Genomic DNA, 26,613 nt, shown 5'->3' with positions numbered 1-26,613 from the left:
TTGAAGACCAAGCCCTTGATCAATAGGTTGGCCATAATAGGTGTCGGTCTCATCGGCGGCTCCCTTGCCCGCATTTTGCGAGATCAGGGGGAGGTCGGCGAGATTGTCGGCATCGGACGCGGGGAAGCGAATCTGCGCAAGGCGGTGGAGCTCGGGGTCGTTGACCGGTACTCCCTTGATCCGGTAGCAGGCGTAGCCGGGGCCGATCTCGTCTTTCTGGCAACGCCCGTTTGTTCCATACCAGCCATTACCGCCGAGATTGCTCCCCATCTGGCTGCCGGTTGCGTGGTGACCGACGGGGGGAGCGTCAAGGAAGAGATTGTTTCCGCCTGCGAGCCTCTCATGCCGCCGGGAGTCCATTTCGTCGGGGGGCACCCCATCGCCGGCACCGAGCATTCAGGGGTCGAGGCGTCGTTCGCTTCACTCTATGCGGGCAAGCGCTGCATTGTAACCCCCACGTCGCGCACCTGCCCCGATGCCCTTGCCAAGGTCGTGCGGATGTGGGAGGTTGCCGGCTCCGAAGTGGTCGTAATGGGTACGGAGAAGCATGACAGGGTTGTAGCCGCCATTTCACACTTGCCCCACATGGTTGCCTATTCCCTGGTGAATGCCGTGGGAGGGTATGACCGCTTCGATGAGAACATCATCCGTTATTCCGCCGGCGGTTTTCGCGATTTTACCAGAATAGCTTCATCGGATCCGGCCATGTGGCGGGACATCGCCCTCATGAACCGGGAAGCGGTTATCGAAATGATGGACCATTTCGCCAAGTACTTCGCGAGCCTTCGGGAGCTTGTCGCAGAGGCTGACGGCCCGGCTCTCGAGCGCTTCTTCCGCGAATCGAAAGAGAGCAGAGACTCAATATTGTAGGGAAGGCAGTTCCTCAATCTCACCCAAGGGGTTATTAGTGCAGAACTATGCCGTTCGGCCGGTCAAGGGAATCCGTGGCGAGATCGCCGTTCCCGGAGACAAGTCCATATCGCACCGTTCCATAATGCTCGGCTCCATTTCCCGCGGGGAAACAACCGTGCGCGGTTTTCTGCGGGGCGAGGACAATATTGCTACCCTGAACGCCTTCCGGGCCATGGGTGTTGCCATTGACGATGACGGCGAGACTCTGCGCATTGCGGGAAAGGGGCTTCGCGGGCTCTCGGAGCCAACTGACGTCATCGATTGCGGCAATTCAGGGACCTCCATGAGGCTTCTGACCGGTCTTCTGGCTCCCCAGCGGTTCTATTCGGTTCTTTCCGGCGATCAGTACCTGCGTCGCCGCCCCATGCGGCGGGTGCTGGAGCCCCTGGTGCAGATGGGGGCGTGCCTGTACGGCCGGGAGGGTGGAGAGAAGGCGCCCCTTGCCATTATCGGCAGGGGTCTCACCGGGATCAGCTATGCTTCGCCTGTGGCAAGCGCCCAGGTCAAATCGGCACTCATGCTGGCCGGCCTCTATGCCGAAGGGGAGACGCGAATTTCCGAGCCGCACCTCTCCCGCGACCACTCGGAGCGGATGTTCCGTCACTTCGGAGCCGATATCGAAACCGGTCACGGCGGAGTTGTCGTCCGCAGCGGCAGGGAACTGGAGGGACGGGATATCGTGGTTCCCGGCGACATCTCGTCTGCCGCATTCTTCATGGTTGCGGCGCTCATCGTGCCCGGCTCCGAGCTTCTCATCCGTGGTGTGGGGGTGAACCCGACCCGGACCGGCATCATTGATATTCTGACCGCCATGGGGGGCTCCATTGAACTGCTCGACCAGCGGGAGGTTTCCGGTGAGCCGGTAGCTGACATCCTGGTCCGGTCGTCACGCCTCAAGGGGATAGAAATCGCCGGAGAGGTTGTCACCAGGGCCATCGACGAATTCCCCGTAATCTGCGTTGCTGCTGCCAATGCCGAGGGTCGTACCGTTGTTCGGGAAGCTCGGGAGCTCCGTGTGAAGGAAACCGACCGCATTGCCGCCATGGCCACGAACCTGCGGGCGGTGGGCGTTTCGGTAACGGAAACCGAAGACGGCATGGACATCGATGGCGTGGAGCGGGTCGCCGCAGGCGCAGTGGAAAGCTTCGGGGATCACCGGATCGCCATGTCAATGCTTGTTGCAGGGCTTTCGGCGGCGGGAGAGATTGCCGTCAGCGACACTGAGTGTGTCGCCACATCTTTTCCCACGTTCTTCTCCATTCTCGAGACGGTTGCGGTTCGGTGAGCATCGTGGGAAGGCAGGGCCTTATCATTGCCATCGACGGACCGTCCGGCGCCGGGAAGAGCACCATAACCAAGCGCCTTGCCGACCGGCTCGGTTATGTTCATATCGACACCGGAGCCATGTTCCGGGCTGTGGCCCTGGCGGCAAAGCGGGCAGGCGTTGACACCACCGATGACGAGTCCCTGGTGCGGCTTTGCGGCGGCATCGAGATCGACTTTCTGAGGAACAACGGTTGCTGCCGGGTAATCGTCAATGGCGAGGATGTGACGGAAGCCATCAGGACTCCGGAAATAAGCGCCCTCACTTCAGCGATTTCGGCCCGGAAGGTGGTGCGGGACTTTCTCCTGGTCCTGCAACGGCGCATGGGCAATGCGGGTGGCGTGATCCTCGAGGGCAGGGATATCGGCACAGTGGTTTTTCCCAATGCCGACGTCAAGTTCTACCTATCGGCATCGGTCGAGGAGCGTGGACGCCGCCGCTGGCTGGAGTTGAAGGCCAAAGGTGAGAATGTCACCCTGGAAGATACAATCACGGCAGTGGCGCAACGGGACAAGCAGGACTCGGGGCGGGAGCACGCTCCGCTCAGGCGTGCCGATGATGCCATAGATATCGATTCGACCGGCCTTTCCATCGATGAGGTAATCGCCCTCATGGAAGAGGTCGTCCGTACAAAGGAACAGGCCCATGGCATTGCCGGCGCCTGAGCCAAGAGCCAAAGATCTGCGAACCATGGGAGTCCTGATTATATGGAAATAATCCTGGCCAAGCGGGCCGGTTTCTGCTTCGGCGTTAAAAGAGCTACCCAGATGGCCTTCGAGTCGGCCGAAAAGGGAGGAAAGACATACTCTCTCGGCCCCATAATCCATTCGCCCCAGGTGGTAAACCGCTTGGAGGCTTTAGGTGTGAAGGTCCTCAGGGAGCTTGATGAGATTTCTGACGGGACCATCATTATCCGCTCCCATGGCGTGACGTCCGAAGAACTGGAAGAGGCGCTGCGCAAAGAGCTTGATGTGGTCGATGCCACCTGCCCCTTTGTCAAGAAGGCCCAGGAGAATGTCAAGAGCCTGTCCGAAGCCGGCTACGACGTGGTGGTAGTGGGGGATGCGGACCATCCCGAGGTCCAGGGGATAGTCTCCTATGCAAAGGGGAAGGTCTATGTGGTCGGTTCCGAGGATGAGGCGGCACGTCTCCCGCGGATGAAAAAAATCGGCATAGTCGCCCAGACCACCCAATCCTTCGAAAACCTGGAGCATGTAGTTCTCGAATGCCTTCGCAAGGGGAGCGAAATACATGTGTTCAATACCATCTGCGACGCAACCGCCGTACGGCAGCAGGAAGCGACGGCCCTTGCCCGCGATGTGGACTGCATGATCGTTATCGGCGGCTATAACAGCGCCAATACCAAACGGCTTGCCGAACTCTGCGCCGATATTCAGCCCCGGACCTATCAAATTGAAACGGCTCAGGAGATTGACCCTGCCTGGTTCTCGGAGGTCAACAGGGTGGGCGTTACTGCCGGAGCGTCTACTCCGAAGTGGCTCATTGATGAGGTGATAGATCGGGTCCGGGAAATTGACGGTGCTAAAATTAGTTGAATTTTCAGATAGATATGTGCTATTTTCGCACATCCAAATCCACAAACGAGTCAGGGAGGTCAGTTTTAATGAGTGAAGACAAGGGCATGAAGAACCGCAACAATATGACGATCAAGCGATTCGTCGATGTGGAGGAGGATGCGGAGCATGGTGGGTCTGGGGAGTTCGCCGAACTTTTCCAGGAGAGCATTAAGCAGCATCGTGTCGGTGAAGTCCTGATCGGCAAGGTGGTTCATATCAGCAACGATTTCGTACTGGTCGATATCGGCTACAAGTCGGAAGGATATATCCCCATAGACGAGTTCCATGACGAAGAGGGAAACCTTACCGTGAAGGTCGGCGACGAGGTGAAGGCTCTCTTCGAGCGGAAGGAAAACCAGAAGGGATATGCCGTTCTCTCCCGCCGCAAGGCAGAGCGTTTGGCTGCCTGGGATGTCATTGACGAGGCCGGCGGCGAAGGCGGCGTTATCGAGGGCAAGATTACCGGGAAGGTGAAAGGCGGGCTCACGGTTGATATCGGCGTGCAGGGCTTTCTGCCGGCATCACAGGTCGATCTTCGCCCCGGTGGTAATCTCGATAAATATATCGGCATAACCGACAGGTTCAAGATTCTCAAGCTCAATAAAAAGCGCGGCAACATCGTTCTTTCTCGCCGGGCACTCATGGAAGAGGAGCGCGAGTCGGTACGTTCGGAAACCCTCTCCAACCTTGCCGAAGGGCAGGTTCGCGAAGGGGTGGTCAAGAATATTACCGACTACGGGGCGTTTGTTGACATTGGCGGGGTTGACGGCCTCCTCCACGTGACCGATATGTCCTGGGGGCGCCTCGGGCATCCCTCAGAGATGCTTAAGCCGGGCGACAATTTGAGCGTCAAGGTTCTCAAGTACGACCAGGAGAAGGGGAAGATTTCCCTTGGCCTCAAGCAGGTTACGCCCGATCCCTGGATTTCGGTGGAACAGAAATACAACACGGGTGACCGTGTAAAGGGCAAGGTGGTCAGCCTGGCCGATTATGGCGCATTTATCGCCTTGGAGGATGGGGTCGAAGGTCTCGTCCATGTTTCCGAAATGTCGTGGACCCGCAGGCTGCGCCATCCCTCCGAAATACTCACCGTGGGGGATGAAGTGGAGACCGTCGTTCTCGGCGTAGATATGGCCAACCGCCGCATCTCGCTGGGCCTCAAGCAGGTTCAGGTGAATCCCTGGACGCAACTGGAGGAGAAGTATCCGGTCGGCACCAAGCTCGAGGGGCAGATCAAGAGCATTACCGACTTCGGCGTTTTCATCGGCATCGAAGATGGGATTGACGGTCTTGTCCATGTTTCCGACATCTCCTGGACCAAGCGGATCAAGCACCCCGGCGAAGTCTTTACCCGGGGGCAGACCGTTCAGGCAGTGGTGTTGAACATCGATCCCGAAAACGAGCGGCTCTCCCTTGGCATCAAGCAACTCCAGCTGGATCCCTGGAGCGAGATTCCGGTCAAGTACCGTCCCGGCACCCGTATCCGCGGCAAGGTAACTTCGGTTACCGACTTCGGCCTCTTCCTTGAGATCGAGGAAGGTATTGAAGGACTCATCCACGTGTCCGAGCTCTCCCGCGAGAAGGTGGCTTCTCCCAAAGAGTTCGCCAACGTCGGAGACGAGCTTGATGCGGTGGTGCTCAGTGTCGACGAAGCGGAAAAGAAAATAGCTCTTTCCGTAAAGTCGCTCCAGATGGCAGCAGAAAAAGCGGAAATCGAGTCCTATATGCAAACGCAGGGAGAAGCCACATCCAACCTTGGCGAACTTCTTCGTGAAGGGCTCCGGAAAAACGGTGACGGAAACGACTGATCGCGCAAGTGCTGTTAACGTGAATGAGCATGCGCCAGCCGGGTATGCGTTCCCGGCGGAACTTCCACAGGAGGGGGCAGGCACTTGTGCCTGGCTCACGGAACTATGCAGCAAGGAGTGCACGAATGACAAAAAGTGAACTGGTTGAGCATTTGGCGGAGAAGAATACCTGGCTGACCCGCAAGGACTCGGAGATGATAGTTAATCTCGTCTTCGACAGCATCAGCGATGCGCTTAAGCGGGGAGAAAAAGTCGAGATTCGCGGATTCGGCAGTTTCACGGTCCGCGAACGCGGCGCCCGTGAAGCGAGAAATCCCAAGAGCGGAGATGTGGTGAAAATCCCCGCCAAGAAGACGCCGTTCTTCAAGACCGGCAAGGAGCTTCGCGAACGGGTCAACATCAAGGAAGATTAGGTTCGCATTGCCCGGATGGTGGAATTGGTAGACACAAGGGACTTAAAATCCCTCGGCGGCAACGCTGTGCGGGTCCGAGTCCCGCTCCGGGCACCAGGAAGTTCAGAGATGTTCAGACAAAAGTAGGCGTACAGGGGCTTGGCTTTCAATGGCTGAGCCCCTTCATTTTTAGGTGAATCCATGATTGATGAACGACTGGCAAGGCTCATGCACCGTTTTGCCGCCGCAGCCGTAGCCCATGCGGCGGCCATGGATGAGATGGATCAGGATAGGGCTGGCAGGCACACTTCAATGATTCAGGGGCTTTACCGTGAAATAGCACTGACCGGCCGGGAAGGGAGAGAGGCCCTTCTTGCGCTTCTTGACAGCGACCGGAAGGAGGTTGCCGGGATGGCTGCGGTCTACTCCCTGTGCTACAGTCCCGAGCGTGCCGTTGCGGTTCTCCGCAGGCTTTCTTCCGGAGAGGATCTCTTCGGATTCAGGGCAAGCATGGCTCTTGAACGCTGGGAACGGGGTGAGTGGGACCTGGAGTGAGTGAATCAATAGTTGACGATTTTTGTAAGGTATGGTAAGCCAATAACATACGTAATCAAGTCAGACGAGTGTCCGCCGCGAAAAGGCTGGCACTCGTTCTGTTTCCACTCCCGGCAATGGGGCCATGTCCCCGGGAAGGATCGCCAATGTTTGCTCGACTCCATGAGGACATTCAATCGGTAAAGGAACGCGACCCCGCCGCCCGCAGCAGCCTCGAGGTTTTTTTCTGCTATCCAGGTCTTCATGCCATATGGTTCCATCGGTTTTCCCACTGGTTCTGGGTGCGGAATTTCTTCTTTATCGGCCGTTTCATCTCACATTTGGGGCGCTTTTGCACCGGTATCGAGATCCATCCCGGTGCCACTATCGGCCGGCGGCTTTTCATCGACCACGGCATGGGGGTCGTGATCGGTGAGACGGCAGAAATCGGCGATGATGTTACCATTTACCATGGGGTAACCCTCGGCGGCGTGAGCCTGGAGAAGAAGAAGCGGCATCCCACGGTGGCTGACAATGCGGTAATCGGTTCCGGGGCGAAGGTCCTCGGCCCCTTTACTGTAGGTGCCGGCGCCAAGATCGGCTCGAATTCCGTGGTAGTAAAGGAAGTGCCGGACAATGCGACGGTTGTCGGTATTCCGGGGCGCGTGGTCATGGCTACCGAGGAACAGAACAAGAAAGCCGACTTCGAGCACGGCAAGCTTCCGGACCCTGAAGCCAAGGCCATTTCGTGTCTCTTCGACCAGTTGCGGGAACTGGAGCGCAAGTATGCGGAGCTTGCCAATGAGCATGCGGCATTGAAACGCCAGGTGGAATCGGGCAAGTAGGAGCGTCTGGTTATGCGTCTTTCAACACGGGCACAATATGCAGTGCGGGCAATGGTGGATCTTTCGCTCCATTCGGAGGGGAACCCGGTCTCGCTCAAGGATATTGCCCTGCGGGAGGATATTCCGCTCAACTATCTTGAGCAACTCTTCAACAGGCTCCGCCGTGGTGCCATAGTGGAGAGCGTACGGGGGCCCGGAGGGGGATATCGCCTGGCCCGCAAGAGTTCCGCAATCCTCGTTGGCGAAATCGTGGCAACCGTGGAGGAGCCCCTGACGCCGGTATCGTGCATGGACAAGGGGAAAGGGCGCTGTACCCGCACCGCGGCCTGCACTACCCATAATGTCTGGGAGATGCTCGGCGAGAGGATCAGGAGTTTCCTTGATTCGATTACCCTGGAGGATCTGGTAATGGAAGCGCGAGGGCGCGGAGACGGGAAATGATGGGAACCCCCTCCGGTTTCGGGACGGCATGATGATTTATCTGGACCACAATGCAACAACGCCGGTCCACCCCGATGTGGTGGAGGCGTTGTTGCCGTTTCTACAGGAAAAGTTCGGCAATCCGTCGAGCATTCACTGGGGAGGCCGCGCCGTGAAGGGGGCGGTGGAGAATGCCCGGGAACAGGTGGCGGAACTTGTTGGATGCGAACCGGGCGAGGTGGTTTTTACCTCTTCGGGGACCGAAGCCGACAATATGGCGATAAAGGGCGTGGCCGCGGCTCTCGGGGGGCGGGGCAACCACATTGTCACTACCCAGGTGGAGCATCCGGGGGTGGCCAACCCTTGCCTTTACCTGGAAAATCTCGGGTTCGAGGTGACGCGGCTCCCGGTGGATACGGACGGCCTACTCGATGTGGAGCGGCTGGAAGCGGCCATCACGGACAGGACCATCCTTATCTCGGCCATGGCCGCCAACAACGAAACCGGTGTGCTCATGCCGGTAAGGGAGATAGGGGAGATTGCTCTGCGCCGCCGCGTTTACTTCCATTGCGACGGTGTGCAGGCAGCCGGCAAGATCCCCCTTTCCGTGAGGGATGGCGGCATCTCCCTCCTGGCCCTGTCGGCCCACAAGCTCTATGCCCCGAAAGGGGCTGGTGCTCTGGTGGTGAAGCGCGGGGTGAAGTGCCATCCGCTGATTCACGGCGGCTCCCAGGAGCGAAACCGCCGGGGGGGGACTGAGAACGTGGCCGGCATCGTGGCTTTCGGCAAGGCATGCGCCATCTCCCGCGAAACCATGGCTGGCGAGGCGTTGCGGCTTAAGGGATTGCGCGACCGGCTGGAAGAGGGGATATTGGCGCTGGTGTCCGGCGCACGGGTGAATGGCCATCGGGAGCTGCGCCTTCCCACCACATCCAACATCACTATTGCGGGCGTGGAGGCCGATTCGCTGCTCATGGCCCTGGACCTTGAGGGCGTTGCCGCATCTTCGGGTTCCGCATGCAGCTCCGGAACCCTCAAAGTATCACCGGTCCTGGCGGCCATGGGGCGCACCGGCGAGGAGGCCAAGGGGTCGGTCCGGTTTTCGCTGGGAAGGGGAAATACCGACGCAGAGATCGACCGGGTGCTGGCGGTGCTGCCGGCTATCGTTGCCAGGCTGCGGGGAGAATCATGACGGAGAAAAATAGGAAACGGATAGTCGTCGCCATGAGCGGCGGCGTTGATTCGTCGGTGACGGCGGCGCTCCTGAAGGAACAGGGGCACGAGGTCATCGGCATCTCTATGCAGGTCTGGGATTACTCGAAATTTACCGCCCCGGATGGCGAGAAGTTCGATACCTGCTGCTCCCTGGACGACATCCACGACGCCCGCAGGGTGGCGGAGCAGATCGACATTCCCTTTTACGTGGTGAATTTCGAGGAGGAGTTCCAGCGGCTGGTTATCGACGATTTCGTGGATGAGTATTTCCGGGGCAGGACCCCGAACCCCTGCGTGCGGTGCAATCAGCGGGTGAAGTTCGAGCTTCTGCTCCAGAAGGCCCGTGAACTGGGGGCCGACCTCCTGGCCACCGGGCACTATGCGAGAATCGAGCAGGGTGCTGACGGCCTGTTCCACCTCCTGCGGGGGGACGACCCCGGCAAGGACCAGAGCTACTTCCTCTTCACCCTGAGCCAGGACCAGCTTGCCCGGGTCATTTTCCCCCTGGGGGGGATGACCAAGCCCGAGGTCAGGCAACTGGCGACCCGCTTCGGTCTTCGGGTTGCCGAGAAGGGGGAAAGCCAGGAGATTTGTTTCGTCCCCGACAACGACTATGTCCGGTTCCTGGAGGATGAACGGGGCGCCGGCTCGCTGGCCGGTGAGATTGTAGACCGGGCCGGCAACGTCCTCGGCCGCCACGAGGGGACCTATCGCTATACCGTGGGGCAGCGCCGTGGGCTCGGCATCGCCCATCCCCATCCCCTTTACGTGGTGGGGGTGGATGCGGGGACATGTCACGTGATCGTTGGTTCGAAGGAGGAGCTCCTGGCCCCGGGACTTTCTGCAACTGACGTGACGTGGGTCGTACCGCCTGCCGCGGAGACCTTGGAGGTCTCGTGCAAGATCCGTTACCGTCACCATCCGGTTCCATGCACGGTAAGGGTGCTTCCCGGCAACCGGGCCGAAGTCCGGTTCGGGGAGCCGGAGAAGTCGGTCACGCCAGGCCAGGCGGTGGTTTTCTACTCCGGCGACGAGGTGCTGGGCGGCGGCTGGATCGACGCGGCGGCCGAAGGATAGTGGAAGAGGAATTCATGCAGAGAGTGGCGATTTCAACCCTTGGTTGCAAGATCAACCAGTTCGAGTCTGCGGCCATGACCGAGAGCCTCGGCAAGGAGGGGTACCGGATTGTTCCCTTTGATGGGGACGCCGATATCTACGTGATCAACACCTGTACCGTGACGGCGAAAACCGATGCCGAATCGCGGCGCCTGATCCGTCGCGCTCTCCGCAGCAACCCGGAGGCCCGGGTAGTGGTGACCGGCTGCTACGCCCAGGTGGCTCCCGAAACGGTTAGGGATCTCCCCGGCGTGTCGCTGGTGGTGGGTAACAGCGAGAAAAAAGGGATCGTGGAGCTGCTGCGGTATGCCGTGCCGGCGGAGAAGGTCATCGTGTCCGATATCTCCAGGGAGCGGACTGCGGAGGGGCTGCGGCTCGAAAGCTTTGCCGAGCACACCAGGGCCTTCCTCCAGGTCCAGAATGGCTGCGACGCCTTCTGCTCCTACTGCATCGTCCCCTATGCCCGGGGGCGGAGCCGGAGCGTTCCCTTCGACGAGGTTCTCACTGGAATCCGAACCTTTGCCGCCCAGGGGTTCCGGGAGGTGGTCCTCACCGGCATCCACCTGGGAGCCTACGGCCTCGACCTGGAGCCGCAGTCGAGCCTTCTTGCCCTTCTGGAGGCCGCGGAGGCGGAGGAAGCGGTGCCGAGGCTGCGGGTCGGGTCGGTGGAGCCCAACGAGCTGACCGATGATTTCATAGACTTCATGGCCCGGTCAAAGATGGTCTGCCCCCACCTCCATATTCCGCTCCAGAGTGGCGACGATGGGGTGCTTGCCCGCATGGGGCGCCACTACACGGCGGATTTTTTCCGGGAACGGGTAGGCAGGATTGTGGCGGCAATCCCCGATATTTTCATCGGCTGCGACGTCATTGCCGGCTTTCCGGGGGAGACTGACGAGGAGTTCCTGAACACGGTCCGCCTCATCGATGAGTTGCCGGTGGCTGCTCTCCATGTGTTCCCCTATTCCCGCCGGGAGGGAACGGTTGCGGCCGGCATGGAAGGGCAGGTGGACGGGAAGGTGCTGCGAGCTCGCGGAGAGGTGCTTCGGGAGCTTGGCGAGCGCAAGAAGCGTGCTTTCTGCGGGCGGTTCGTGGGGCGCCAGCTGTCAGTTCTGATGCAGAACCGGGGGCGGGACGGCGAGGCCGCAGGGCTGTCGCGGAATTATCTCGCGGTCCGGGTGCCCGGTTATGGGGGGGAGATGAACGCCGAGGTTCCGGTCTCTGTGACGGAAGTGACCACCGACGGGGTGCGGGGTATTACCCGAGGGTGAAATAGAAGGTGGCCCCCTTGCCCTCTTCCGCCTCTGCCCATATCCGTCCCCTATGGCGATGGATAATCCGCTGGACGGTGGCGAGCCCAATGCCTGTTCCATCGAATTCCTCAGCCCTGTGCATTCTCTGGAAGGGGGTAAAAAGCCGGTCTGCGTAGCGCATGTCGAACCCTGCCCCGTTGTCCCGCACAAAGTAAACCTGTTTCCCCTCCTGCTCCATGGTGCCGAACCGGATATCGGCCTGCTCCCGCTTTGCCGTGTATTTCCAGGCGTTTTTCAATAGGTTCTCGATGACCGTCCGCAGGAGCTGCCGGTCTCCGCTCACGACTATTTCATCGGTGATGCTGATGGTGACACCGGTTCGGTCGGGGTGAAGATAGCGGAGTTCCTGCTCGATGGTATGGGCAATGGCTGAGAGATCGGTCTGCTCAATGGTGAGGGGGTCGCGCCCCAGGCGCGACAGGTTGAGAAGCGCATCGATCTGCCTGGTTATTCTCTGGCTTGCTTTCTGGATTCTCTGGAGGTAATCCACCGCTTTGGGAGGAATCTGGCCGGCGAAATCCTCCAGTACCGCTTTGCTGAACCCGTCGATGATCGTGAGAGGAGCCCGCAGATCGTGGGAGACGGAGAAGTTGAAGGACTGCAGTTCCTTGTTCGTCGCTTCAAGTTGAGAGGCCAGTTGCTGCACCTGTTGTTCCAGTCCGGCGATTTGACGGCGCAGTTCCTCTTCGTTGTTGGTCTGCCGGCTTTGTTCTTCCATGCGTTCTCTTCCTTTCCCGTACTGATCCATCCTGGATACAGGCGAGGCGATCGGTTTACAGCCGTCCCAGGAACTCCCTGACCCGCCTGACATCTTCCATGTCCCTGAATTCCCTGAAACCGTCGATTCCGTCAGGATCGAAGGCCCTGTAGTAACGGGGAGGGGTGGTGTGGAGAGCACGCAGTGCCTTGCCGGTGGCGTAGTCGTCGCTCGTAAGGTCCGCAGCCTGTTTCCCTAGCCCCATGACAATGCTGAACCCTAACTGGAAAAGGCGCTTAAGGCGTTCCCCCACCAGGATCGATGCGGCTTTTTCTTCGTCATCGCCGGCAAGGTGTTCGAGGGCGATGTTCAGGTAGCCACTGACCCGTTGGACAATCTCCAGCATTGCCTCTCTGTCGTGGAGCGCGGTGTCGTCGGCCACCAGGGCGCTGTTTACCAGGTAGGAGAGCTCCTGGCTGATCTCGTCGGAGCCCGGACGGGCCAGAAGCCGGTTGAGGAGCGAGCCGCCAGTTCCCGGCAGGGCGGGGAGCCGGCGGGGTTCAGCCGCCGACAAGAGTTTCTTGTCACCTTCAAGTACGAATGATGCAGGGTCGATGCGCGCGTAGAGAGACTGGGCCTCCTCCGGATCCGGGAAGCCCAGGTCGGCGAGCCTGCCGGAACGGAAGTGAAAAGCCAGTTCTTCCAGTTCCCCCTCCACTTCACCTTTAACCCCCTCCATGAGTCCCAGGTAGAGCTCACTGTTTGTGCGGTAGATGATATCGAGAAATTTGCCGACAACCCTGGCGTGCTTATCATTTTTGAAGGTGAGAAAATAGGTGTTGTCGAAGGAGTGGTCCCAGTCGGCAACCCGCTCCTCGTCCGGGAGGAGTTCGCCGATGCCGCCTCCAACGCTGATTTCCTTCGTGAGCATGAGGAGCAGCAGCTCCAGGTCCATGTGCGGCAGTTGTTCGATAACCGCCGCTTCTCCCGCGTCAACGAGGTGCTCTAGCCATTCGTATGCTTTGCCGGTGGAGAAGTTCCACTTGTCCCACAGTTCCATGTCGAGGATGAAGGTCCGTTGTTCCGGCGCTGCCAGTTCCCATAACCCCACGGTGTCCGTCTCGCCAATCTCCTTGATGAGCCAGTAAAGCTCCTGTTCGGAGAGGGCACGGGTAATCTTGCCGGCCTCCGGATCTTTCATGATGCTGTCCATCTGCTGTTTTGCCGGCAGTTCCCGCAGAGCGGCAAGCTTGTTCTCATTTCCCATTATCTGAAGACTCCTTCTTCCTTGATCGTTTCGGTTGCGCAGCCATTGTGGTCCGCGAGCGCTTTATCCCCAGTTTCCGGCGGTAGGCGCAGTCGTCATGGAGCCAGTTGAGCTCCCTGACCAGTTCTTCGGTCAGCTTGACGCATTCTGGGTTTATCTCGAAACGGCGGTCGTAGATGACGCACCGCCTGGTAACAACATCCAGATAACGGCATGGGGTAGCGGTGAAAAATACGGTACCGGATTCATCTTCAATCTTCTCGAAGCAGCAGAGGCCGCATTGCCCGCAGAGAGATTCCCAAGTGTCGTTGTCGTCGGATCGCTTCATGGCGTTGAAGATACCGGAACGGCCGGCGGCCGTCAATGGATGATGCGGATATCCCGTTTGGAGTCAAATCCACTAAGTCTAATGTTACAGTAAGGTTAAATTGCCGTTAATCATGGAGGAGTCGAGCCATTTGCCATTGAAAACGGAGAGTTCTCTGCTTTACTTGTTTATCTGGGTATCCTTGCTTTTATGGGGTGGCCGTTGAGGGGGGGGAGCCATGCAAGGAGGGAAGGAATGAAGCTTTACGTCATCCGTCACGCCGCGGCAATCGAGTCTGACACTGCTGTTCGGGACGAGGACCGGTGGCTTACCCCGGCGGGCCGCAAGGTATTCCGGAAAAACGCCCGGAGGCTGGCTGGAAAGGGGGTTGCTCCGGAATGCATCATCACAAGTCCCCTTGCCCGAGCGGTTCAGACGGCCGAAATCCTTGCTGCTGCCATTGATTTTCAGGGCGAGATTCTCGTGTCGCGGGAAATGGCGCCGGGGTTCGATGTGGAGGGTTTATTGCGGCTGATTGCGGCCAATGGAATGCCGCACAGCCTGGCGATAGTGGGGCACGAGCCTGATCTCGGGGCGCTGGCCGGCCGGCTTCTCGGGCGCAAAGAAGCGCTTCCCCTCGGAAAAGGGGCCATCGTTGCCTTGAAATTCGCGCCTGCGAAAAGAGAAGCGCCTGCCTGTTTCCGGTGGCTGATTCATCGTGGGGATATAACCAGGGATTTGCCGGGCTCCGCCGTGGCCCGGCTGAATTGACAAGGAGGCATGCGATATGAAGGAAAGCATGAAAGAACTGCAGAAAATCAAGGGGGTCGGCGAGATCCTCGCCCGGCGTTTTGTCGAGGCCGGTTATGATACTTTTGCAAAGATCGCCGAAGCGGGCGAGGATGCGTTGAAAGCCATCAAGGGGGTCAATCCGAGGGCAATTACGTCCATCGTCTCCCAGTCCGCCGGACTTGCCGATGAAGGGGGCAAGGCGCGGGCAAGGCGGGTGGAGGAGTTGAAGGTTGCTGTCGCTACCCTGAAAGGGCAGGTGGAGGGGATTGCCCGCAGCGTCAGTGAACGTTTCCCGGAAGAGCTCCTGGGGAAAAAGGGGAAGAAAATCGAAAAGGAAATCCTTAAGATGATGTCCGCCCTGGAGCGGGTGGAAGGAAAGATCGGCAAGCGGATAAAACGCTCCGGGAAGGGACTTGCCAAAGCCGAGGACCGCCTGGCCGGACTTGCCGAGGAAAGCGCGAAGAGGGTCGGCAAGGGGCTCAAGAGAGCCCGCAAATCGCTCAAGCGGGTCCTTTCCTGAACCGGCGGTTAACCGCATGGATATCTTGGGCCAAACACCCCTGTGGGCTGCCGCTCGAACTCTTCTGGCCTCAAGGGTCGACGATTTTTTCGGCCGGTGGCGCAAGGTCCGGAAGACTTTTGACCTCCAGGATATCCATGACCTGAGGGTTTCATCCCGCCGGCTCCGCGAAGGGCTTGACCTTTTCGCCCCCGTCTACCCCCCCGCCTTGTCGCGCCGCTCCCGAACGGTGCGAAAGGTGACCAGGCTTTTGGGGGCCATGCGCAATGCCGACGAGGCGATCCTCTTTTTCCGGGAGATGGCTGTCGGGCTTCCGCCCCGCTTCGAAGGAGAACTCGGGGGCTTCATCGCTCGCCTGGAGTCTGTCCGCAGGCACGAACTGCGGCTCCTTGAAAAAAGACTGGAGAAATTCGATGTCGCCACCATTCGTTCCGGTTTTGCAAATATAGTGGCGGCTCCTTTTGTATTTCCCCGCCACAACTCCGGCATCGATCCATTCACTCCCATTGTCCATTTCGCCGCCGCTAGCCTCGAAGCTCGCCTTGCAGAGCTTCTTCCCCTGGTGCCGGCGGCGTGCCGGGAGGAGGCGTCAGAGGCACAGCATGTGCTGCGCATTGCCGTCAAGCGCTACCGCTATTGTCTCGAAATCTTTGCAGATCTCGTCACCGACGGTTACGAGGAAATACTCGCCGTGTGCAAGGAATGGCAGGAGTGGCTCGGTACCATGCATGACCTGGATGTCTTCGCCGGCATGGTGAGGGACGGGGGATTGCCTTCAGAAGTCGAGTGTGTCATCCTGAATGCCGTTGCGGAACGGCGGAAAACTGCCCATGCCGGCTTTCTGGAGCTGCGCGGCAGGCATCCTTTCGAGCAGATCGGCAGCTGGGTGAGGGGGGCGCTGTGAACGGAAACAGGCTTGCGGCCATTGACATAGGGACGAACTCCATCCGGTGCATCGTGGTGGAGGTGGCGAAGAACGGCGCGTTTCGGGTCCTTGATGATGAGAAAGCGACGGTACGCCTTGGAGAGGGGCTCGCCGCGAGCGGCGCCATCTCCTCTGCGGCCTGGGAGCGTGCTGTCTCCTCCCTGGCACGGATGAAGAAGATCGTAGACGGCTACGGAGTGAAGGCAATCGAGGCCGTTGCCACCAGTGCCGTGAGAAAAGCCGCGAATGGCAAGGCATTCATCGCCGGCATTGCCGATGAGGTCGGGATCGGGGTGAAGGTCATAAGCGGCGAAGAGGAGGCTGAACTCGCCGCTCTCTCGGTGCGAAACCATTTCGACATGGAGGGTGCCCGGTTTGCCATGGTCGACATCGGCGGGGGGAGTCTGGAGATTGTAACGGCCCGCGGCCCACTCATCGACGAGATTTATTCCCTGGAGCTTGGTGCGGTGTTCCTGACTGAGAAATTCATGCCGGCCGACTCCGGGCGCCCCGCCGATCAGGGCAAGCTCCGCAAATACATCCGTTCCGCTTTCAAAGAGGTCTTCTCCGGCGAAAAGCCCCAGTTCCAGTGTCTTGTGGGCTCAGGCGGCACCATCACGGCCATTGCGGCCATGGTCATGGCCATGCGGGGAGAGGGGTACGGCTCCGTCCACCGCTACGAGGTGCTCCGTTCCGAGGTGGTGCATCTGCTTGCCATGCTCGCGCGCAAGACCGGCAAGGAGCGGCGTGAAGTGCCGGGGCTGAACCCGGACCGGGCCGACATCATCGTGGCCGGGGTCACGGCGGTGGATGAACTGATGCGCTTTTTCGACGCCAACACCCTGCGGGTGAACGAGCGGGGTATCCGGGAGGGGCTCATCGTGAAGGGGCTCCGTTCCCACGGGCTCATCCCCGGGGCACCCGAACCCCGAACCTGGCGCGACGCGGTGCTCGAGTTCGGCCGCTCCTGCCACATCGACGAGGAGCACTCCCTCCATGTGACTAAGCTGGCGCTGCAGCTCTTCGATTCCCTTGAACCGGAAATTGCGATGGGCGAGGGGGCGCGCAGAATGTTGGAGGCGGCAGCCATTCTTCACGATGTGGGGTATTTCATAAACTACTCCAGCCATCACAAGCATTCCTATCATCTTATCCGCCATGCCGATCTCTTCGGCTTCACCCCCCGCGAACGCGAAATCATGGCTAACGTGGCCCGTTACCACCGCAAGGCTCTTCCCAAGAAAAAGCATGATGCCTACGTGCGGCTGTCCGAGCCCGACCGGCAGCTGGTGAGCCGCCTGGGGGGAATCCTCCGGTTGGCTGACGGGCTTGACCGTCGCAGAAGCGGCGTCGTGTCCGGGGTCACCTGTTCCATTGCCGACGGCACGGCAATCGTCACGTTGTCCGGCAGCGAGGATATCTCGGTGGAGCTCTTCGGCGGCAAAACCAAGGGGGATCTTTTTGAAGAGGCATTCAAGAAGCGGCTCCTGCTGGCGTCGGAGCAGGCTCAGGCTTGAACGGGCGGCAGCTGTCCCCTCTGGCACCGGTTTCCAGCCTGCATCCTTCAGGGTAACGACGGGGCAAAAATTATCCTTGACTCTTTGGTGGAATCGATATAGTTTGATGTTAAATCATATTGGTTGAAACTAAATGGGACGTGACATGAAATCTCCTGATGCTCCAACATGCCGAGCCCTTAATACCTACACTAAGCTGATGCGGGCCGCGGAATCGGTAACCGGCAGGGTACATCGTGTCCTGTCAGCCCCAAAGCTTACCATCAGCCAGTTTGGCGTGCTGGAGGCTTTGTACCATAAAGGCCCCCTGTGCCAGAAGGATATCGCCGCCAAAATCCTCAAGAGTACCGGCAACATTACCCTGGTCATCGATAACCTTGAGAAGCAGCGTCTGGTAAGACGGGAGCGTGATACGGAAGACCGGCGCTATTTGACGATTCATCTCACGGAAACGGGGGAGGCGCTCATCGCCGATGTCTTTGCCGCTGTCGAGAAGTCAATTGTCAGTGAGATGGCTTCCCTTACGGATAGTGAACAGGAATTGCTGGGAAACCTGTGTAAAAAACTGGGATTGAAAGGAGGGTAAGACAGAGTAAGCCGTATTTTTTTAAGCTAATAGTTTAATGTTGAATTAATCTTGAATACTTAAGGAGAACCATCATGAAAAGGATTATTGCATCACTCAGCACCATCGTCGCCCTGGCCCTTCCGGCGTTTGCTTTTGCCTCCACCTGGACCATTGATCCCGACCACTCCAATATCGGTTTCAAAGTCCGCCACCTGATGGTGTCCAACGTGAAGGGGAGTTTCGACAAGCATAGCGGCACCGTTGAAATCGACGACAAAGACATCACCAGGTCAAAGGTGAACATCAGTATCGACACAAATTCCATCAACACGAACGTGCAGAAGCGGGACGAACATCTGCGCAGCGCCGATTTCTTCGATGTGGCCAAATATCCGACCATGACTTTCGTCTCGAAGAAGGTGGCCAAGGCCGGCAAAGACAAGCTGAAAATCACGGGAGATCTGACTCTGCACGGGGTTACCAAGCAGGTAGTGCTTGATGTTGCAGGGCCGACGAAAGAAAGCAAAGACCCCTGGGGGAATATCCGCAAAGGTGCCACTGCCACCACCAAAATCAATCGCAAAGACTTCGGCCTGGTCTGGAATGCGGCCCTTGAAACCGGTGGCGTTACTGTTGGCGATGAAGTGACCATCACCCTGGAAATCGAGATGATCAAGAAGTAGTCAGTTTGGCTCCGCCGGGCCGGGGGGCAGCACTTGCCTTCCGGCCCCGGCAGTTATCGCTGGAAACGTAACATGGTTCGGGCAGTACAGTTTCTGAGGACGGTTTGCCATGAAACAGACCCAACAGATCAGCGCGGCGCTCAACTGCCACCCGATCCGAATAATTGAGCCCGGCAACCGCGCACACGCCGCAGTCGCCATGATCCTGGAGGAGCAGCCGAACGGGCTGAACATCCTGTTTATCCAACGGTCAACCAACGAAAACGATTATTGGTCAGATCAGATAGGTTTTCCGGGGGGGCGAAGAGAGGGGGGTGATGTTACCCCGCGGGATACCGCGGAGCGGGAGACATGGGAAGAGATCGGGCTGGATCTTTCTGCCGCCCACTACCTGGGCCGACTCAGCGACATTGCTCCGGGAGGTTTGCAGATAGTCGTCTCCTGTTTTGTCTATGCAATGAAGCCCCATCCCGTTCTATATCCGGATAAACGGGAAATTGCCGACGTTTTATGGGTTCCAGCTCGGGAGCTTGACAGCCCTGACCGCCGTTCCCATGTGGAGTTTCCGGTTCGCGGCCGGCTGCGAAAATTTCCGGCGTTGAAGCTGAGGGACGGCAGAGAGCCGCCTCTCTGGGGGTTGACGTATCGCCTGCTGCGTAATTTCAACAAGGTCATCCATGGGGCGATCAATCGGGATCGTTATCTGTACGAGGAGGCACGATAATGAGGCGGTTGTCCCAGGTTTAAGGAAGTTGTAACGTCGTCGCAACATCGCCACGGTATGATGGGGACAAAACTTTTCAGGAGGAATGACCCATGAACATCATACCGCTCGGGGACTATTACGCATGGTATTGCGACTGGTGCGACACCCGCAACCTGACTCTGCAGCAGAAGTTTACGGCCGGTGCCGTAACTTGCGGGGCCTGCCACAAACTCATTGATTCCACTGTCCGGGAAGAGCAGGGGGAGCGTTTCGCCCTGTGCGGCGGATTTTAGGGCATCTGTTCGAAGGCGTAGATCACGCTTCCGATGAAGGTTGGAGTCATGATGATCCCCCCAATCATGGCCGGGGGCCTCTTTAGTTCCGTTAGCTGATGGCCTTGCCCTGTACTGCCACCTTGCCGGGGCGGCCGGGGAAATCCTCCATTGTTACCACGCAGCGGGGGATGTCTTTCTGCCGCGCCTCTTCAGCCGCTTCGCCCAGAGTCACGAAACGGGCGCCCGCCCCCTGTAGACGCTTGATGAACTCCTCAAAGCTGTAAACAAATTTCCCCCCTTCGACCTCTGCCTGTACCGTATGGACGTTGAGCCCCTGCCGGAGATGGGACATGAGGCGCTCCGGCCCGTTTTGCCGGGTAGCCTCGCGGCGCACGACCAGCTCGTCCAGGGTCGGCATGGTGGTCGGTATCTGGAGAGTAGAGAAGAACCGTCCTTCCATCACCGGAATGAACGGGGAGCTCCCCCGGCAGTCGCTGGCATAGGAAAGATACATGGCGTCCTGAATCTCCAGCGAGTCGGGCGATACCTGCCATCCCGGAGCGGCAACGGTTTTCACCCGCCGGCCGATGACCTCCTCGAAGAGGGCGCAGGCACGGCCCAGTTCCAGGGCAAGCATGTTTTTCGGAATCCAGGGAAGGAGGTCGTGCCATTTGACGTGGTCCCACCCGTGGGTTCCCACTTCGTGGCCGGCGGCAACGGTTTGGCGGATAGTGGCGGCGCATCTTGCACCGATGATGGGCGGAGGAATAAGGAGCCCCGAGAGAAGGGTCCGCATCCCGTAAAGGGAGGGGGTCCCCAGTTTGATGGCGGCCTGGAGAAAGCCCCGCTGGGTGACGATGCGACGGATTGCCTTGGCGGTGTTGTCGGGGCCCATGGTGAAGTAGAATGTTGCCTTGACGCCGTGGCGGTCAAGGATGTCGAGAATCCGCAGAATCCCGTCGTGGGTTCCCACAAAGGTGTTGCTGTCTATTTTGAGGGCTATTGCGGGTCGGGTCATGGGCTCGTGCCGATGGCGCTCTAACGCTCACGCCTGATGAGATCGTAGCGTTCCGCCGCCACGGGAAGACGGATGAGGATGCGCTGGTTCGGATGGGCCTCGGAGATGCTGTTGCCTTTCATGTCGGTGAAGCCTTCGATTTTATGGATGGTCGAGCGCATCTGCCGGCCGATTACTTCCACCGCCGTGCCGGCAATGATCCGGTTGCGCGCTTCCACGGTAACGGTTCCGTCCGGATGGGCCTCTTCTACCATGCCGATAAATTCGTGGCTGCGCCGGTAGCGGGAGTCGAACTCCAGGTCCACATCCACCGGCTTGCCGAGGAAGAAACCGGTGGTGTAGCCGCGGTGGCTGATCTTCGAGAGTTCCTCCAGCCATTCGGGGCGAATCCTGTAGGCGCCGGGGTCGGCGGCATAGCTGTCGAGGGCTTCCCGGTATACCCGGACCACCGACGCCACGTAATGAATTCCTTTCATCCTCCCTTCGATTTTGAGGGAATCGGCCCCGGCTCCTACAATCTCGGGGATATGGCGGATGAGGCAGAGGTCCTTGGAGTTGAAAATGAATGTGCCCCGCTCGTCCTCCACCACCGGGAAATATTCGCCCGGCCGTGTTTCTTCCACCAGGGAGTAGCTCCAGCGGCAGGGGTGGGCGCATTCACCCTTGTTGGCGTTGCGTCCCGTCATGACGCTGGAGAGGAGGCACCGCCCCGAGTATGAGACGCAGAGGGCACCGTGGACGAATACTTCCAGTTCGGTTGCAACCCGTTCGCGCGTTTCGCGGATCGACTCCAGCGACGTTTCCCTGGCCAGGTTCACGCGCGTGATTCCCTGCTGCTGCCAGAACATGACGCTGCGCCAGTTGGTGGTATTGGCCTGGGTGGAGAGGTGGATGGCGCGCTGGGGTGAGATGGCGCGGATGGCGGCGATTACCCCCGGGTCGGCGGCGATGTAAGCATCGAAGGGAAGCGCAGCCACTTCTTCCAGGTACCGGTCCAGGTTTGCCAGTTCGTCATTGTCTGGGAAGGAGTTTACCGTCAGGTACACCTTTACCTTCCGCTCATGGGCATAGGCCAGCGCTTCGGCCATGTCGGCAAGGGTGAAGTTGTCGGCGAGGCTGCGGAGCCCGAATTTTTGCCCTCCCAGGTATATGGCGTCGGCGCCGTAGTGGATGGCCACCTTCAGTTTTTCCAGGTTGCCGGCTGGCGCAAGGAGTTCGGGAGTCTTCATGGAAGTCCTCTTGGCATGATGAATGCTTTGAAAGTGAGGTTTAGTCGGCGTAAAGGGAACATCTCGGGAAAGATAATGCCTCCGGTCGCGGAAATCCTAGCATATCCGCCGGTTGAATGAAACCCCCGGAGCCTGTTTGTCCTTGACAAAAATCGTACACGACCCTTAGTATCCGAACAATTAAAGCGCGTTTGCTCGGGAGGCGACCATGAAAAGAGTGTTCTCCATCGGCTGCATGCTCCTTGCCGGAGCGCTTCTCACCTGCGGTACCGTTCGTGCCGCGTCGGAGGAGCCGACCATTTACGTCATCCAGAAGGGTGACACACTCTGGGGTATCTCGGACCGCTTCCTCAAAGACCCCTTCTACTGGCCGAACCTGTGGGCCAAAAACCCCGCCATCGGCAATCCCCACTTCATTTATCCGGGACAGCGGGTTCGTGTTTACGCCGACAGGATAGAGATCGAACCCCGCACTCCCTCCGAGCGGCGCATCTCAGAGGAGCCGGTTGATGAGCGGACCTTTCTCGTGAGCGGCAGCGACGGGTTTCTCATGGAAAAGGCGGTCAAGCCTTCCGGCCGCGTCATCACCACCAACCAGAACCGGCAGATCGTCGGCGAGGATGATGTCGTCTACATCGACATAGGCATGGTGCACGGGGCGAAAGAGGGTGACCGGTACTCCATCTACAAGAAGCTCGATGCGGTTAGCCATCCCGTCTCCAATATCATTCTCGGCGAAAAGGTCATACCCCTTGGTACCCTGGAGATTACCGAGGTGGAAGAAAAGGTTTCCAAGGCCATAGTTACAAAGTCTTACCAGGAAATCGGCCCCGGCTCCTTTCTCCTCCCCTACCGGGACAAGCGCCGGCAGATATCCCTCGTGGCGGCCGACCGTGATCTGGCCGGCTACATCGTCGAGACCCAGAGCGGTAAAACCGCCATCGGCGAGGGAGATATCGCTTTCATCGACCTGGGAAAAAATCAGGGGGTCGAGCCGGGATATTTCCTCTATATCCTGCGTGATGTGGTTCCCGACCAGCAGTATGCGGACATCTCCGTGGACAAGCTTCCTCCTGAAGTGGTCGGCGCCCTCGTTGTAGTGCAGACGGGAGCGAATACCTCGACCGGCCTGGTGGTGAAGAGCATTGACACCATTTACCGTGGTGACCGGGTAGAGATGAAGAAAAGCAGATAACCCCTTCCGTGCGGGGACCGGTTTGTCCGGTCCCCGTTTCTATTTACTTATCCATGGATCATTACCACTGGTTTGCCCTCAGATCGGTTCCCTTGGTGGGGAATGTGCTTTTCCGGCGCCTGTTGGAGCGTTTCGGCTCTCCGGAGGCGGTTTTCCGCGCATCCGATGCCGCGCTTGCTGCCGTCAAGGGGGTGAGCGCGGCCGTGGTGACCTCCCTGCGGGACCATGATCCTCGCCCTTTTGCCGAACGGGAAACTGCCGCTCTCGTCCGTGCCGGCTGCCGCATCGTAACGCTTCTAGACGACGAGTATCCGCCGCTTTTGCGGGAGATTGCCGATCCGCCCCCTTTCCTCTATGTCCGGGGGAGCCTCGCCGGCATCGGCACCGCTGTGGCCGTGGTGGGCTCGCGCCGCGCCTCGGCCTACGGGCGGACGGTGACCGAGCGCATGGCCGAGGAGCTTTCCCGCGCCGGCGTGGCGGTAATCTCCGGCTTGGCCCGGGGAATCGACACCGCTGCCCATAATGGAGCCCTGAAGGGGGAGGCGAAAACTGTCGGGGTGCTAGGTTGCGGGGTGGACGTGGTCTATCCTGCGGAGAACCGGCGGCTTTTCGCCGAGATGGCCGAAAGGGGGGCGGTGGTGTCCGAGTTTCCCCTGGGTACTGCTCCGCTGGCCGAGAATTTCCCTCGCCGCAACCGGATTATCAGCGGCATATCCCATGGCGTGCTGGTGGTGGAGGCGGCGGAGCGGAGCGGTTCCCTCGTAACGGCGCGCATCGCCCTCGACCAGGGGCGCGACGTCTACGCCATTCCCGGCAACATCACCAATAAGGGAAGCCGCGGCGCCAACCGTCTCATCCGTGAGGGAGCGAAACTGGTTGATGGTGTGGATGACATTCTGGAGGAACTCCCCGGCGGCAGGGTGGCCAGGCGCGGGGTGCCGATGCCGGCCCACGACCTCTCTCCTGCGGAGGCTGCGGTCTTTGCGCTTCTCTCCGCCGAACCGCTCCACATCGACAGGATCATTGCCAAAAGCGCGTTGACAGTGGGGGAGCTTTCCGCTATGTTGTTGCGCCTGGAGCTCAAGGGAGCTGTAACTCAGCTTCCCGGCAAGTATTTTTGTTCAAATTGACCCGCCCGCGATGCCGGGCGTTACTTACTCAATCGGATTACTCGTATGCCACAACATCTCGTTATTGTCGAATCTCCCGCCAAGGCGAAGACCATCGAAAAATTTCTCGGCAAGGATTACCGGGTCATAGCTTCTTACGGCCATGTGCGCGCCCTGCCGAGCAAGCAGGGCTCAGTTGATATCGAGAACGACTTTGCCCCGAAATATGCCGTCCTCCCCGAGAGCAAACGTCACATCGACGCCATCAAGAAAGAGCTGAAGGAGAGCGATATTCTGCTCCTGGCCACTGACCCCGACCGTGAGGGGGAGGCCATATCCTGGCATCTCCTGGCGGCCCTCGGCATGGATAAAAAGAAGAATTCCATGCCGGTCAAGCGTGTCGTCTTTCACGAGATTACCAAGGATGCCATCATCCACGCCGTGGAGAACCCCCGCGACATTTCCCAGGAGCTGGTGGATGCCCAGCAGGCACGCTCCATCCTCGATTATCTGGTCGGCTTCAACCTCTCCCCCTTCCTGTGGAAGAAGATCCGCTACGGCCTCTCCGCCGGCCGGGTCCAGTCGGTGGCCCTGCGGCTCATCTGCGAGCGGGAGAAGGAAATAAAGGCTTTCCAGGAACAGGAATACTGGACCATCGGTGCGGAACTGGCCACCGGCAAGGGACAGAAGTTCACCGCCAACCTGGTGGAAGCCGAAGGGAAAAAGCTCGGCAAATTCGATATCCCCGACGATAAGGCTGCCGATCGTCTCGTGAAGGCCCTGGAGAACGGCGCCTATACCGTCGACAAGGTGACGAAGAGCGAGCGCAAGCGGACCCCGGCGCCCCCCTTTACCACCTCCACCCTCCAGCAGGAGGCGGCCAGGAAGCTAGGCTTCTCGGCCAAGAAAACCATGTCCACGGCCCAGAAACTCTACGAGGGGGTCGCCGTTGGGGACGAGGGACTTGTCGGTCTCATCACCTACATGCGTACCGATAGCGTGGTGCTCTCGAACCAGGCCCTCCAGGAGGCCCACGAGGTTATAACCTCCCTCTACGGGAAGGATTACGCCCTGGCCAAGCCCCGCTTCTACAAGAACAAGGCGAAGAACGCCCAGGAGGCCCACGAGGCGGTCCGCCCCACATCCATAGCCCGTACCCCCGCCGAGCTGAAGAAATATCTTTCCTCCGACCAGTTCAAGCTCTATGATCTCATCTGGAAGCGGACCGTGGCCTGCCAGATGGCGGAAGCCCTCCTGGACCAGACCTCCGTCGACATCGGCGCCGGCGAGGGATACCGCTTCCGGGCCGCCGGCACGGTAATTCGTTTCCCCGGTTTCATGAAGCTCTACATCGAAGGGGTGGACGACCAGACCGAGGAGAAGGAGGGGACCCTCCCGCCGCTCACCGAAGGCGAATCCCTGAAGCTCCAGAAGCTCGTGCCGGAGCAGCATTTCACCCAGCCGCCGCCCCGCTATACCGAGGCGAGCCTCGTGAAGACCCTGGAGGAATACGGCATCGGCCGTCCCTCCACCTACGCCTCCATCATGAACACCCTCCTGGAACGGAAGTACGCCCGCCTCGACAGCAAGCGCTTCGTTCCCGAGGATGTGGGGATGGTGGTGAACGATCTTCTCACCAATCACTTCACCCAGTACGTGGACTACAACTTCACTGCCAATCTCGAAGAGGAGCTGGACCGGGTTTCCCGGGGCGAGAAGCAGTGGAAGCCGCTGCTCCACGATTTCTGGGGGCCGTTCAGCGGACTTCTCAAGCAGAAGGAAGGGGAGGTGAGCAAGGCTGACCTTACCACCGAGGCCACCGACGAGCTCTGCCCCGACTGCGGCAAGCCACTGGTTGTGAAGCTGGGCAAGCGAGGTAAATTCATCGCCTGCTCCGGCTACCAGGAAGGGTGCACCTATACCCGCAACATAAGCCAGGGGGAACAGCAGGAGCCGTCCGAGCCGGTCTTCTCCGAGGAAAAGTGCGAAAAGTGCGGCAGCCCCATGCTCATCAAAGACGGCCGCTTCGGCAAGTACTTGGCATGCTCCGCCTATCCCGCCTGCAAGAACATCCAGCCCCTTGTGAAGCCCAAGGGAACCGGCCACACCTGCCCTGAATGCAAGGAAGGTGAGCTGACCGAGAAGAAGTCCCGCTACGGCAAGATGTTCTACTCCTGTAACCGCTATCCCCAGTGCAAATTCGCCCTCTGGGACCCTCCCCAGCCGGGGCCGTGCCCCAAATGCGGTTTCCCGCTCCTGGTGAAAAAGGTCTACAAGCGGGAAGGGGAGTTCCTGAAGTGCCCGAAGGAAGGATGCGATTACCGCACTGAAGGCAAAAAGTAACAGCGG

Annotated in this window: 28 protein-coding genes and 1 tRNA gene; 24 read left to right on the top strand and 5 right to left on the bottom strand. The window is 59.3% G+C overall.

The annotated features are described in order from the left end of the window. Positions 1-15 precede the first annotated feature (15 nt). The 13 genes from JZM60_RS00640 to mtaB all read left to right on the top strand — a co-directional run bounded on the left by JZM60_RS00640 (position 16) and on the right by mtaB (position 11,414). Complete coding sequence (locus JZM60_RS00640) at positions 16-870, top strand: prephenate dehydrogenase (protein ID WP_241426317.1); 855 nt, start codon at positions 16-18, stop codon at positions 868-870. Positions 871-907: 37 nt separating this feature from the next. After that, positions 908-2,197: a 3-phosphoshikimate 1-carboxyvinyltransferase gene (gene aroA / locus JZM60_RS00635; protein WP_207163627.1), complete on the top strand. Its 1,290-nt coding sequence runs from the start codon at positions 908-910 to the stop codon at positions 2,195-2,197. Continuing rightward, on the top strand, positions 2,194-2,901 hold the full coding sequence (gene cmk / locus JZM60_RS00630; RefSeq protein ID WP_207163626.1) for a (d)CMP kinase: 708 nt from the start codon (positions 2,194-2,196) through the stop codon (positions 2,899-2,901). The genes aroA and cmk overlap by 4 nt, the downstream gene beginning before the upstream one ends. Before the next feature lie 42 nt (positions 2,902-2,943). Further along, the gene (locus JZM60_RS00625; RefSeq protein WP_207163625.1) at positions 2,944-3,792 is read left to right on the top strand and encodes a 4-hydroxy-3-methylbut-2-enyl diphosphate reductase; all 849 of its coding nucleotides are present in this window, start codon (positions 2,944-2,946) and stop codon (positions 3,790-3,792) included. Between the two features lie 68 nt (positions 3,793-3,860). Then, positions 3,861-5,621 carry a 30S ribosomal protein S1 gene (locus JZM60_RS00620; RefSeq protein WP_207163624.1) on the top strand — a complete coding sequence of 587 codons (1,761 nt, stop codon included), beginning with the start codon at positions 3,861-3,863 and terminating at the stop codon, positions 5,619-5,621. Between the two features lie 125 nt (positions 5,622-5,746). Beyond that, positions 5,747-6,034 carry an integration host factor subunit beta gene (locus tag JZM60_RS00615; protein WP_207163623.1) on the top strand — a complete coding sequence of 96 codons (288 nt, stop codon included), beginning with the start codon at positions 5,747-5,749 and terminating at the stop codon, positions 6,032-6,034. A gap of 9 nt (positions 6,035-6,043) precedes the next feature. Beyond that, positions 6,044-6,130 (top strand) — tRNA-Leu (locus JZM60_RS00610). Between the two features lie 84 nt (positions 6,131-6,214). Then, positions 6,215-6,568 (top strand): DUF2019 domain-containing protein, encoded by a 354-nt coding sequence (locus tag JZM60_RS00605; protein ID WP_207163622.1) that lies wholly within the window; start codon positions 6,215-6,217, stop codon positions 6,566-6,568. A gap of 146 nt (positions 6,569-6,714) precedes the next feature. Further along, on the top strand, positions 6,715-7,392 hold the full coding sequence (gene cysE / locus JZM60_RS00600; protein WP_207163621.1) for a serine O-acetyltransferase: 678 nt from the start codon (positions 6,715-6,717) through the stop codon (positions 7,390-7,392). A gap of 12 nt (positions 7,393-7,404) precedes the next feature. After that, positions 7,405-7,833, top strand: a complete 429-nt coding sequence (locus JZM60_RS00595; protein ID WP_207163620.1) for an Rrf2 family transcriptional regulator — start codon at positions 7,405-7,407, stop codon at positions 7,831-7,833. A 28-nt stretch (positions 7,834-7,861) separates the two neighbouring features. Then, a complete protein-coding gene (locus JZM60_RS00590) occupies positions 7,862-9,004 on the top strand; it encodes a cysteine desulfurase family protein (RefSeq protein WP_277603773.1) in 1,143 nt (380 codons plus the stop codon). After that, positions 9,001-10,104, top strand: a complete 1,104-nt coding sequence (gene mnmA, locus JZM60_RS00585) for a tRNA 2-thiouridine(34) synthase MnmA (protein WP_207163619.1) — start codon at positions 9,001-9,003, stop codon at positions 10,102-10,104. The genes JZM60_RS00590 and mnmA overlap by 4 nt, the downstream gene beginning before the upstream one ends. A gap of 14 nt (positions 10,105-10,118) precedes the next feature. Further along, positions 10,119-11,414 carry a tRNA (N(6)-L-threonylcarbamoyladenosine(37)-C(2))-methylthiotransferase MtaB gene (gene mtaB / locus JZM60_RS00580; protein ID WP_207163618.1) on the top strand — a complete coding sequence of 432 codons (1,296 nt, stop codon included), beginning with the start codon at positions 10,119-10,121 and terminating at the stop codon, positions 11,412-11,414. Here mtaB and JZM60_RS00575 read toward each other — a convergent pair. From JZM60_RS00575 to JZM60_RS00565, 3 genes are read right to left on the bottom strand one after another with little or no spacing between them, the layout of a single operon-like run. After that, positions 11,401-12,174, bottom strand: a complete 774-nt coding sequence (locus JZM60_RS00575; protein WP_241426316.1) for a sensor histidine kinase — start codon at positions 12,172-12,174, stop codon at positions 11,401-11,403. The genes mtaB and JZM60_RS00575 overlap by 14 nt on opposite strands. Before the next feature lie 55 nt (positions 12,175-12,229). Further along, a complete protein-coding gene (locus JZM60_RS00570) occupies positions 12,230-13,420 on the bottom strand; it encodes a DUF6178 family protein (RefSeq protein WP_207163616.1) in 1,191 nt (396 codons plus the stop codon). Then, positions 13,410-13,748: a YcgN family cysteine cluster protein gene (locus JZM60_RS00565; RefSeq protein ID WP_207163615.1), complete on the bottom strand. Its 339-nt coding sequence runs from the start codon at positions 13,746-13,748 to the stop codon at positions 13,410-13,412. The genes JZM60_RS00570 and JZM60_RS00565 overlap by 11 nt, the downstream gene beginning before the upstream one ends. Positions 13,749-13,982: 234 nt before the next feature. Between JZM60_RS00565 and JZM60_RS00560 the strand changes: the two genes are divergently transcribed. From JZM60_RS00560 to JZM60_RS00525, 8 genes are all read left to right on the top strand, one after another. Then, positions 13,983-14,498, top strand: coding sequence for a SixA phosphatase family protein (locus tag JZM60_RS00560; protein ID WP_207163614.1), 516 nt, complete (start codon positions 13,983-13,985; stop codon positions 14,496-14,498). Between the two features lie 16 nt (positions 14,499-14,514). Further along, positions 14,515-15,039 carry a helix-hairpin-helix domain-containing protein gene (locus tag JZM60_RS00555; protein WP_207163613.1) on the top strand — a complete coding sequence of 175 codons (525 nt, stop codon included), beginning with the start codon at positions 14,515-14,517 and terminating at the stop codon, positions 15,037-15,039. 16 nt (positions 15,040-15,055) lie between these two features. After that, positions 15,056-15,943, top strand: a complete 888-nt coding sequence (locus JZM60_RS00550) for a CHAD domain-containing protein (RefSeq protein ID WP_207163612.1) — start codon at positions 15,056-15,058, stop codon at positions 15,941-15,943. Beyond that, complete coding sequence (locus tag JZM60_RS00545) at positions 15,940-17,481, top strand: Ppx/GppA phosphatase family protein (RefSeq protein WP_207163611.1); 1,542 nt, start codon at positions 15,940-15,942, stop codon at positions 17,479-17,481. Before JZM60_RS00550 ends, JZM60_RS00545 begins: the two co-directional genes overlap by 4 nt. 145 nt (positions 17,482-17,626) lie before the next feature. Beyond that, the gene (locus JZM60_RS00540; protein WP_207163610.1) at positions 17,627-18,067 is read left to right on the top strand and encodes a MarR family winged helix-turn-helix transcriptional regulator; all 441 of its coding nucleotides are present in this window, start codon (positions 17,627-17,629) and stop codon (positions 18,065-18,067) included. A 74-nt stretch (positions 18,068-18,141) separates the two neighbouring features. Then, positions 18,142-18,732 carry a YceI family protein gene (locus JZM60_RS00535; protein ID WP_207163609.1) on the top strand — a complete coding sequence of 197 codons (591 nt, stop codon included), beginning with the start codon at positions 18,142-18,144 and terminating at the stop codon, positions 18,730-18,732. Between the two features lie 109 nt (positions 18,733-18,841). After that, complete coding sequence (locus tag JZM60_RS00530) at positions 18,842-19,456, top strand: NUDIX hydrolase (RefSeq protein WP_207163608.1); 615 nt, start codon at positions 18,842-18,844, stop codon at positions 19,454-19,456. A gap of 92 nt (positions 19,457-19,548) precedes the next feature. Beyond that, entirely contained in the window at positions 19,549-19,731 is a 183-nt protein-coding gene (locus JZM60_RS00525; RefSeq protein ID WP_207163607.1) for a hypothetical protein, read from the top strand. Positions 19,732-19,822: 91 nt separating this feature from the next. On the opposite strand, the gene JZM60_RS00520 is transcribed toward JZM60_RS00525, so the two are convergent. Both JZM60_RS00520 and JZM60_RS00515 read right to left on the bottom strand, forming a co-directional pair. Beyond that, the gene (locus JZM60_RS00520; protein ID WP_207163606.1) at positions 19,823-20,731 is read right to left on the bottom strand and encodes a polysaccharide deacetylase family protein; all 909 of its coding nucleotides are present in this window, start codon (positions 20,729-20,731) and stop codon (positions 19,823-19,825) included. Between the two features lie 20 nt (positions 20,732-20,751). Next, positions 20,752-21,960 (bottom strand): peptidase U32 family protein, encoded by a 1,209-nt coding sequence (locus JZM60_RS00515; RefSeq protein WP_207163605.1) that lies wholly within the window; start codon positions 21,958-21,960, stop codon positions 20,752-20,754. A gap of 208 nt (positions 21,961-22,168) precedes the next feature. Here JZM60_RS00515 and JZM60_RS00510 point away from each other — a divergent pair, with 208 nt between their 5' ends. From JZM60_RS00510 to topA, 3 genes are read left to right on the top strand one after another with little or no spacing between them, the layout of a single operon-like run. Then, positions 22,169-23,155 (top strand): LysM peptidoglycan-binding domain-containing protein, encoded by a 987-nt coding sequence (locus JZM60_RS00510; RefSeq protein WP_207163604.1) that lies wholly within the window; start codon positions 22,169-22,171, stop codon positions 23,153-23,155. Positions 23,156-23,208: 53 nt separating this feature from the next. Beyond that, positions 23,209-24,285: a DNA-processing protein DprA gene (gene dprA / locus JZM60_RS00505; protein WP_207163603.1), complete on the top strand. Its 1,077-nt coding sequence runs from the start codon at positions 23,209-23,211 to the stop codon at positions 24,283-24,285. A 45-nt stretch (positions 24,286-24,330) separates the two neighbouring features. Beyond that, positions 24,331-26,607: a type I DNA topoisomerase gene (gene topA, locus JZM60_RS00500; RefSeq protein WP_207163602.1), complete on the top strand. Its 2,277-nt coding sequence runs from the start codon at positions 24,331-24,333 to the stop codon at positions 26,605-26,607. Positions 26,608-26,613: the final 6 nt, after the last annotated feature.

It is taken from the genome of Geobacter benzoatilyticus, from assembly GCF_017338855.1.
Lineage (GTDB): Bacteria > Desulfobacterota > Desulfuromonadia > Geobacterales > Geobacteraceae > Geobacter > Geobacter benzoatilyticus.
This window is presented reverse-complemented; position numbering and strand designations above follow the sequence as displayed.

Bases quoted from the DNA above. Each gene is read 5' to 3' on its own strand.
- JZM60_RS00515 (WP_207163605.1), bottom strand. From the start codon at position 21,960: ATGAAGACTCCCGAACTCCTTGCGCCAGCCGGCAACCTGGAAAAACTG.
- JZM60_RS00565 (WP_207163615.1), bottom strand. From the start codon at position 13,748: ATGAAGCGATCCGACGACAACGACACTTGGGAATCTCTCTGCGGGCAA.
- JZM60_RS00525 (WP_207163607.1), top strand. From the start codon at position 19,549: ATGAACATCATACCGCTCGGGGACTATTACGCATGGTATTGCGACTGG.
- dprA (WP_207163603.1), top strand. From the start codon at position 23,209: ATGGATCATTACCACTGGTTTGCCCTCAGATCGGTTCCCTTGGTGGGG.
- JZM60_RS00575 (WP_241426316.1), bottom strand. From the start codon at position 12,174: ATGGAAGAACAAAGCCGGCAGACCAACAACGAAGAGGAACTGCGCCGT.
- JZM60_RS00590 (WP_277603773.1), top strand. From the start codon at position 7,862: ATGATGATTTATCTGGACCACAATGCAACAACGCCGGTCCACCCCGAT.
- JZM60_RS00625 (WP_207163625.1), top strand. From the start codon at position 2,944: ATGGAAATAATCCTGGCCAAGCGGGCCGGTTTCTGCTTCGGCGTTAAA.
- JZM60_RS00510 (WP_207163604.1), top strand. From the start codon at position 22,169: ATGAAAAGAGTGTTCTCCATCGGCTGCATGCTCCTTGCCGGAGCGCTT.
- cysE (WP_207163621.1), top strand. From the start codon at position 6,715: ATGTTTGCTCGACTCCATGAGGACATTCAATCGGTAAAGGAACGCGAC.
- JZM60_RS00530 (WP_207163608.1), top strand. From the start codon at position 18,842: ATGAAACAGACCCAACAGATCAGCGCGGCGCTCAACTGCCACCCGATC.
- JZM60_RS00570 (WP_207163616.1), bottom strand. From the start codon at position 13,420: ATGGGAAATGAGAACAAGCTTGCCGCTCTGCGGGAACTGCCGGCAAAA.
- JZM60_RS00595 (WP_207163620.1), top strand. From the start codon at position 7,405: ATGCGTCTTTCAACACGGGCACAATATGCAGTGCGGGCAATGGTGGAT.
- JZM60_RS00560 (WP_207163614.1), top strand. From the start codon at position 13,983: ATGAAGCTTTACGTCATCCGTCACGCCGCGGCAATCGAGTCTGACACT.
- JZM60_RS00535 (WP_207163609.1), top strand. From the start codon at position 18,142: ATGAAAAGGATTATTGCATCACTCAGCACCATCGTCGCCCTGGCCCTT.
- JZM60_RS00605 (WP_207163622.1), top strand. From the start codon at position 6,215: ATGATTGATGAACGACTGGCAAGGCTCATGCACCGTTTTGCCGCCGCA.
- JZM60_RS00540 (WP_207163610.1), top strand. From the start codon at position 17,627: ATGAAATCTCCTGATGCTCCAACATGCCGAGCCCTTAATACCTACACT.
- JZM60_RS00550 (WP_207163612.1), top strand. From the start codon at position 15,056: ATGGATATCTTGGGCCAAACACCCCTGTGGGCTGCCGCTCGAACTCTT.
- mnmA (WP_207163619.1), top strand. From the start codon at position 9,001: ATGACGGAGAAAAATAGGAAACGGATAGTCGTCGCCATGAGCGGCGGC.
- JZM60_RS00615 (WP_207163623.1), top strand. From the start codon at position 5,747: ATGACAAAAAGTGAACTGGTTGAGCATTTGGCGGAGAAGAATACCTGG.
- topA (WP_207163602.1), top strand. From the start codon at position 24,331: ATGCCACAACATCTCGTTATTGTCGAATCTCCCGCCAAGGCGAAGACC.
- mtaB (WP_207163618.1), top strand. From the start codon at position 10,119: ATGCAGAGAGTGGCGATTTCAACCCTTGGTTGCAAGATCAACCAGTTC.
- JZM60_RS00555 (WP_207163613.1), top strand. From the start codon at position 14,515: ATGAAGGAAAGCATGAAAGAACTGCAGAAAATCAAGGGGGTCGGCGAG.
- JZM60_RS00620 (WP_207163624.1), top strand. From the start codon at position 3,861: ATGAGTGAAGACAAGGGCATGAAGAACCGCAACAATATGACGATCAAG.
- JZM60_RS00520 (WP_207163606.1), bottom strand. From the start codon at position 20,731: ATGACCCGACCCGCAATAGCCCTCAAAATAGACAGCAACACCTTTGTG.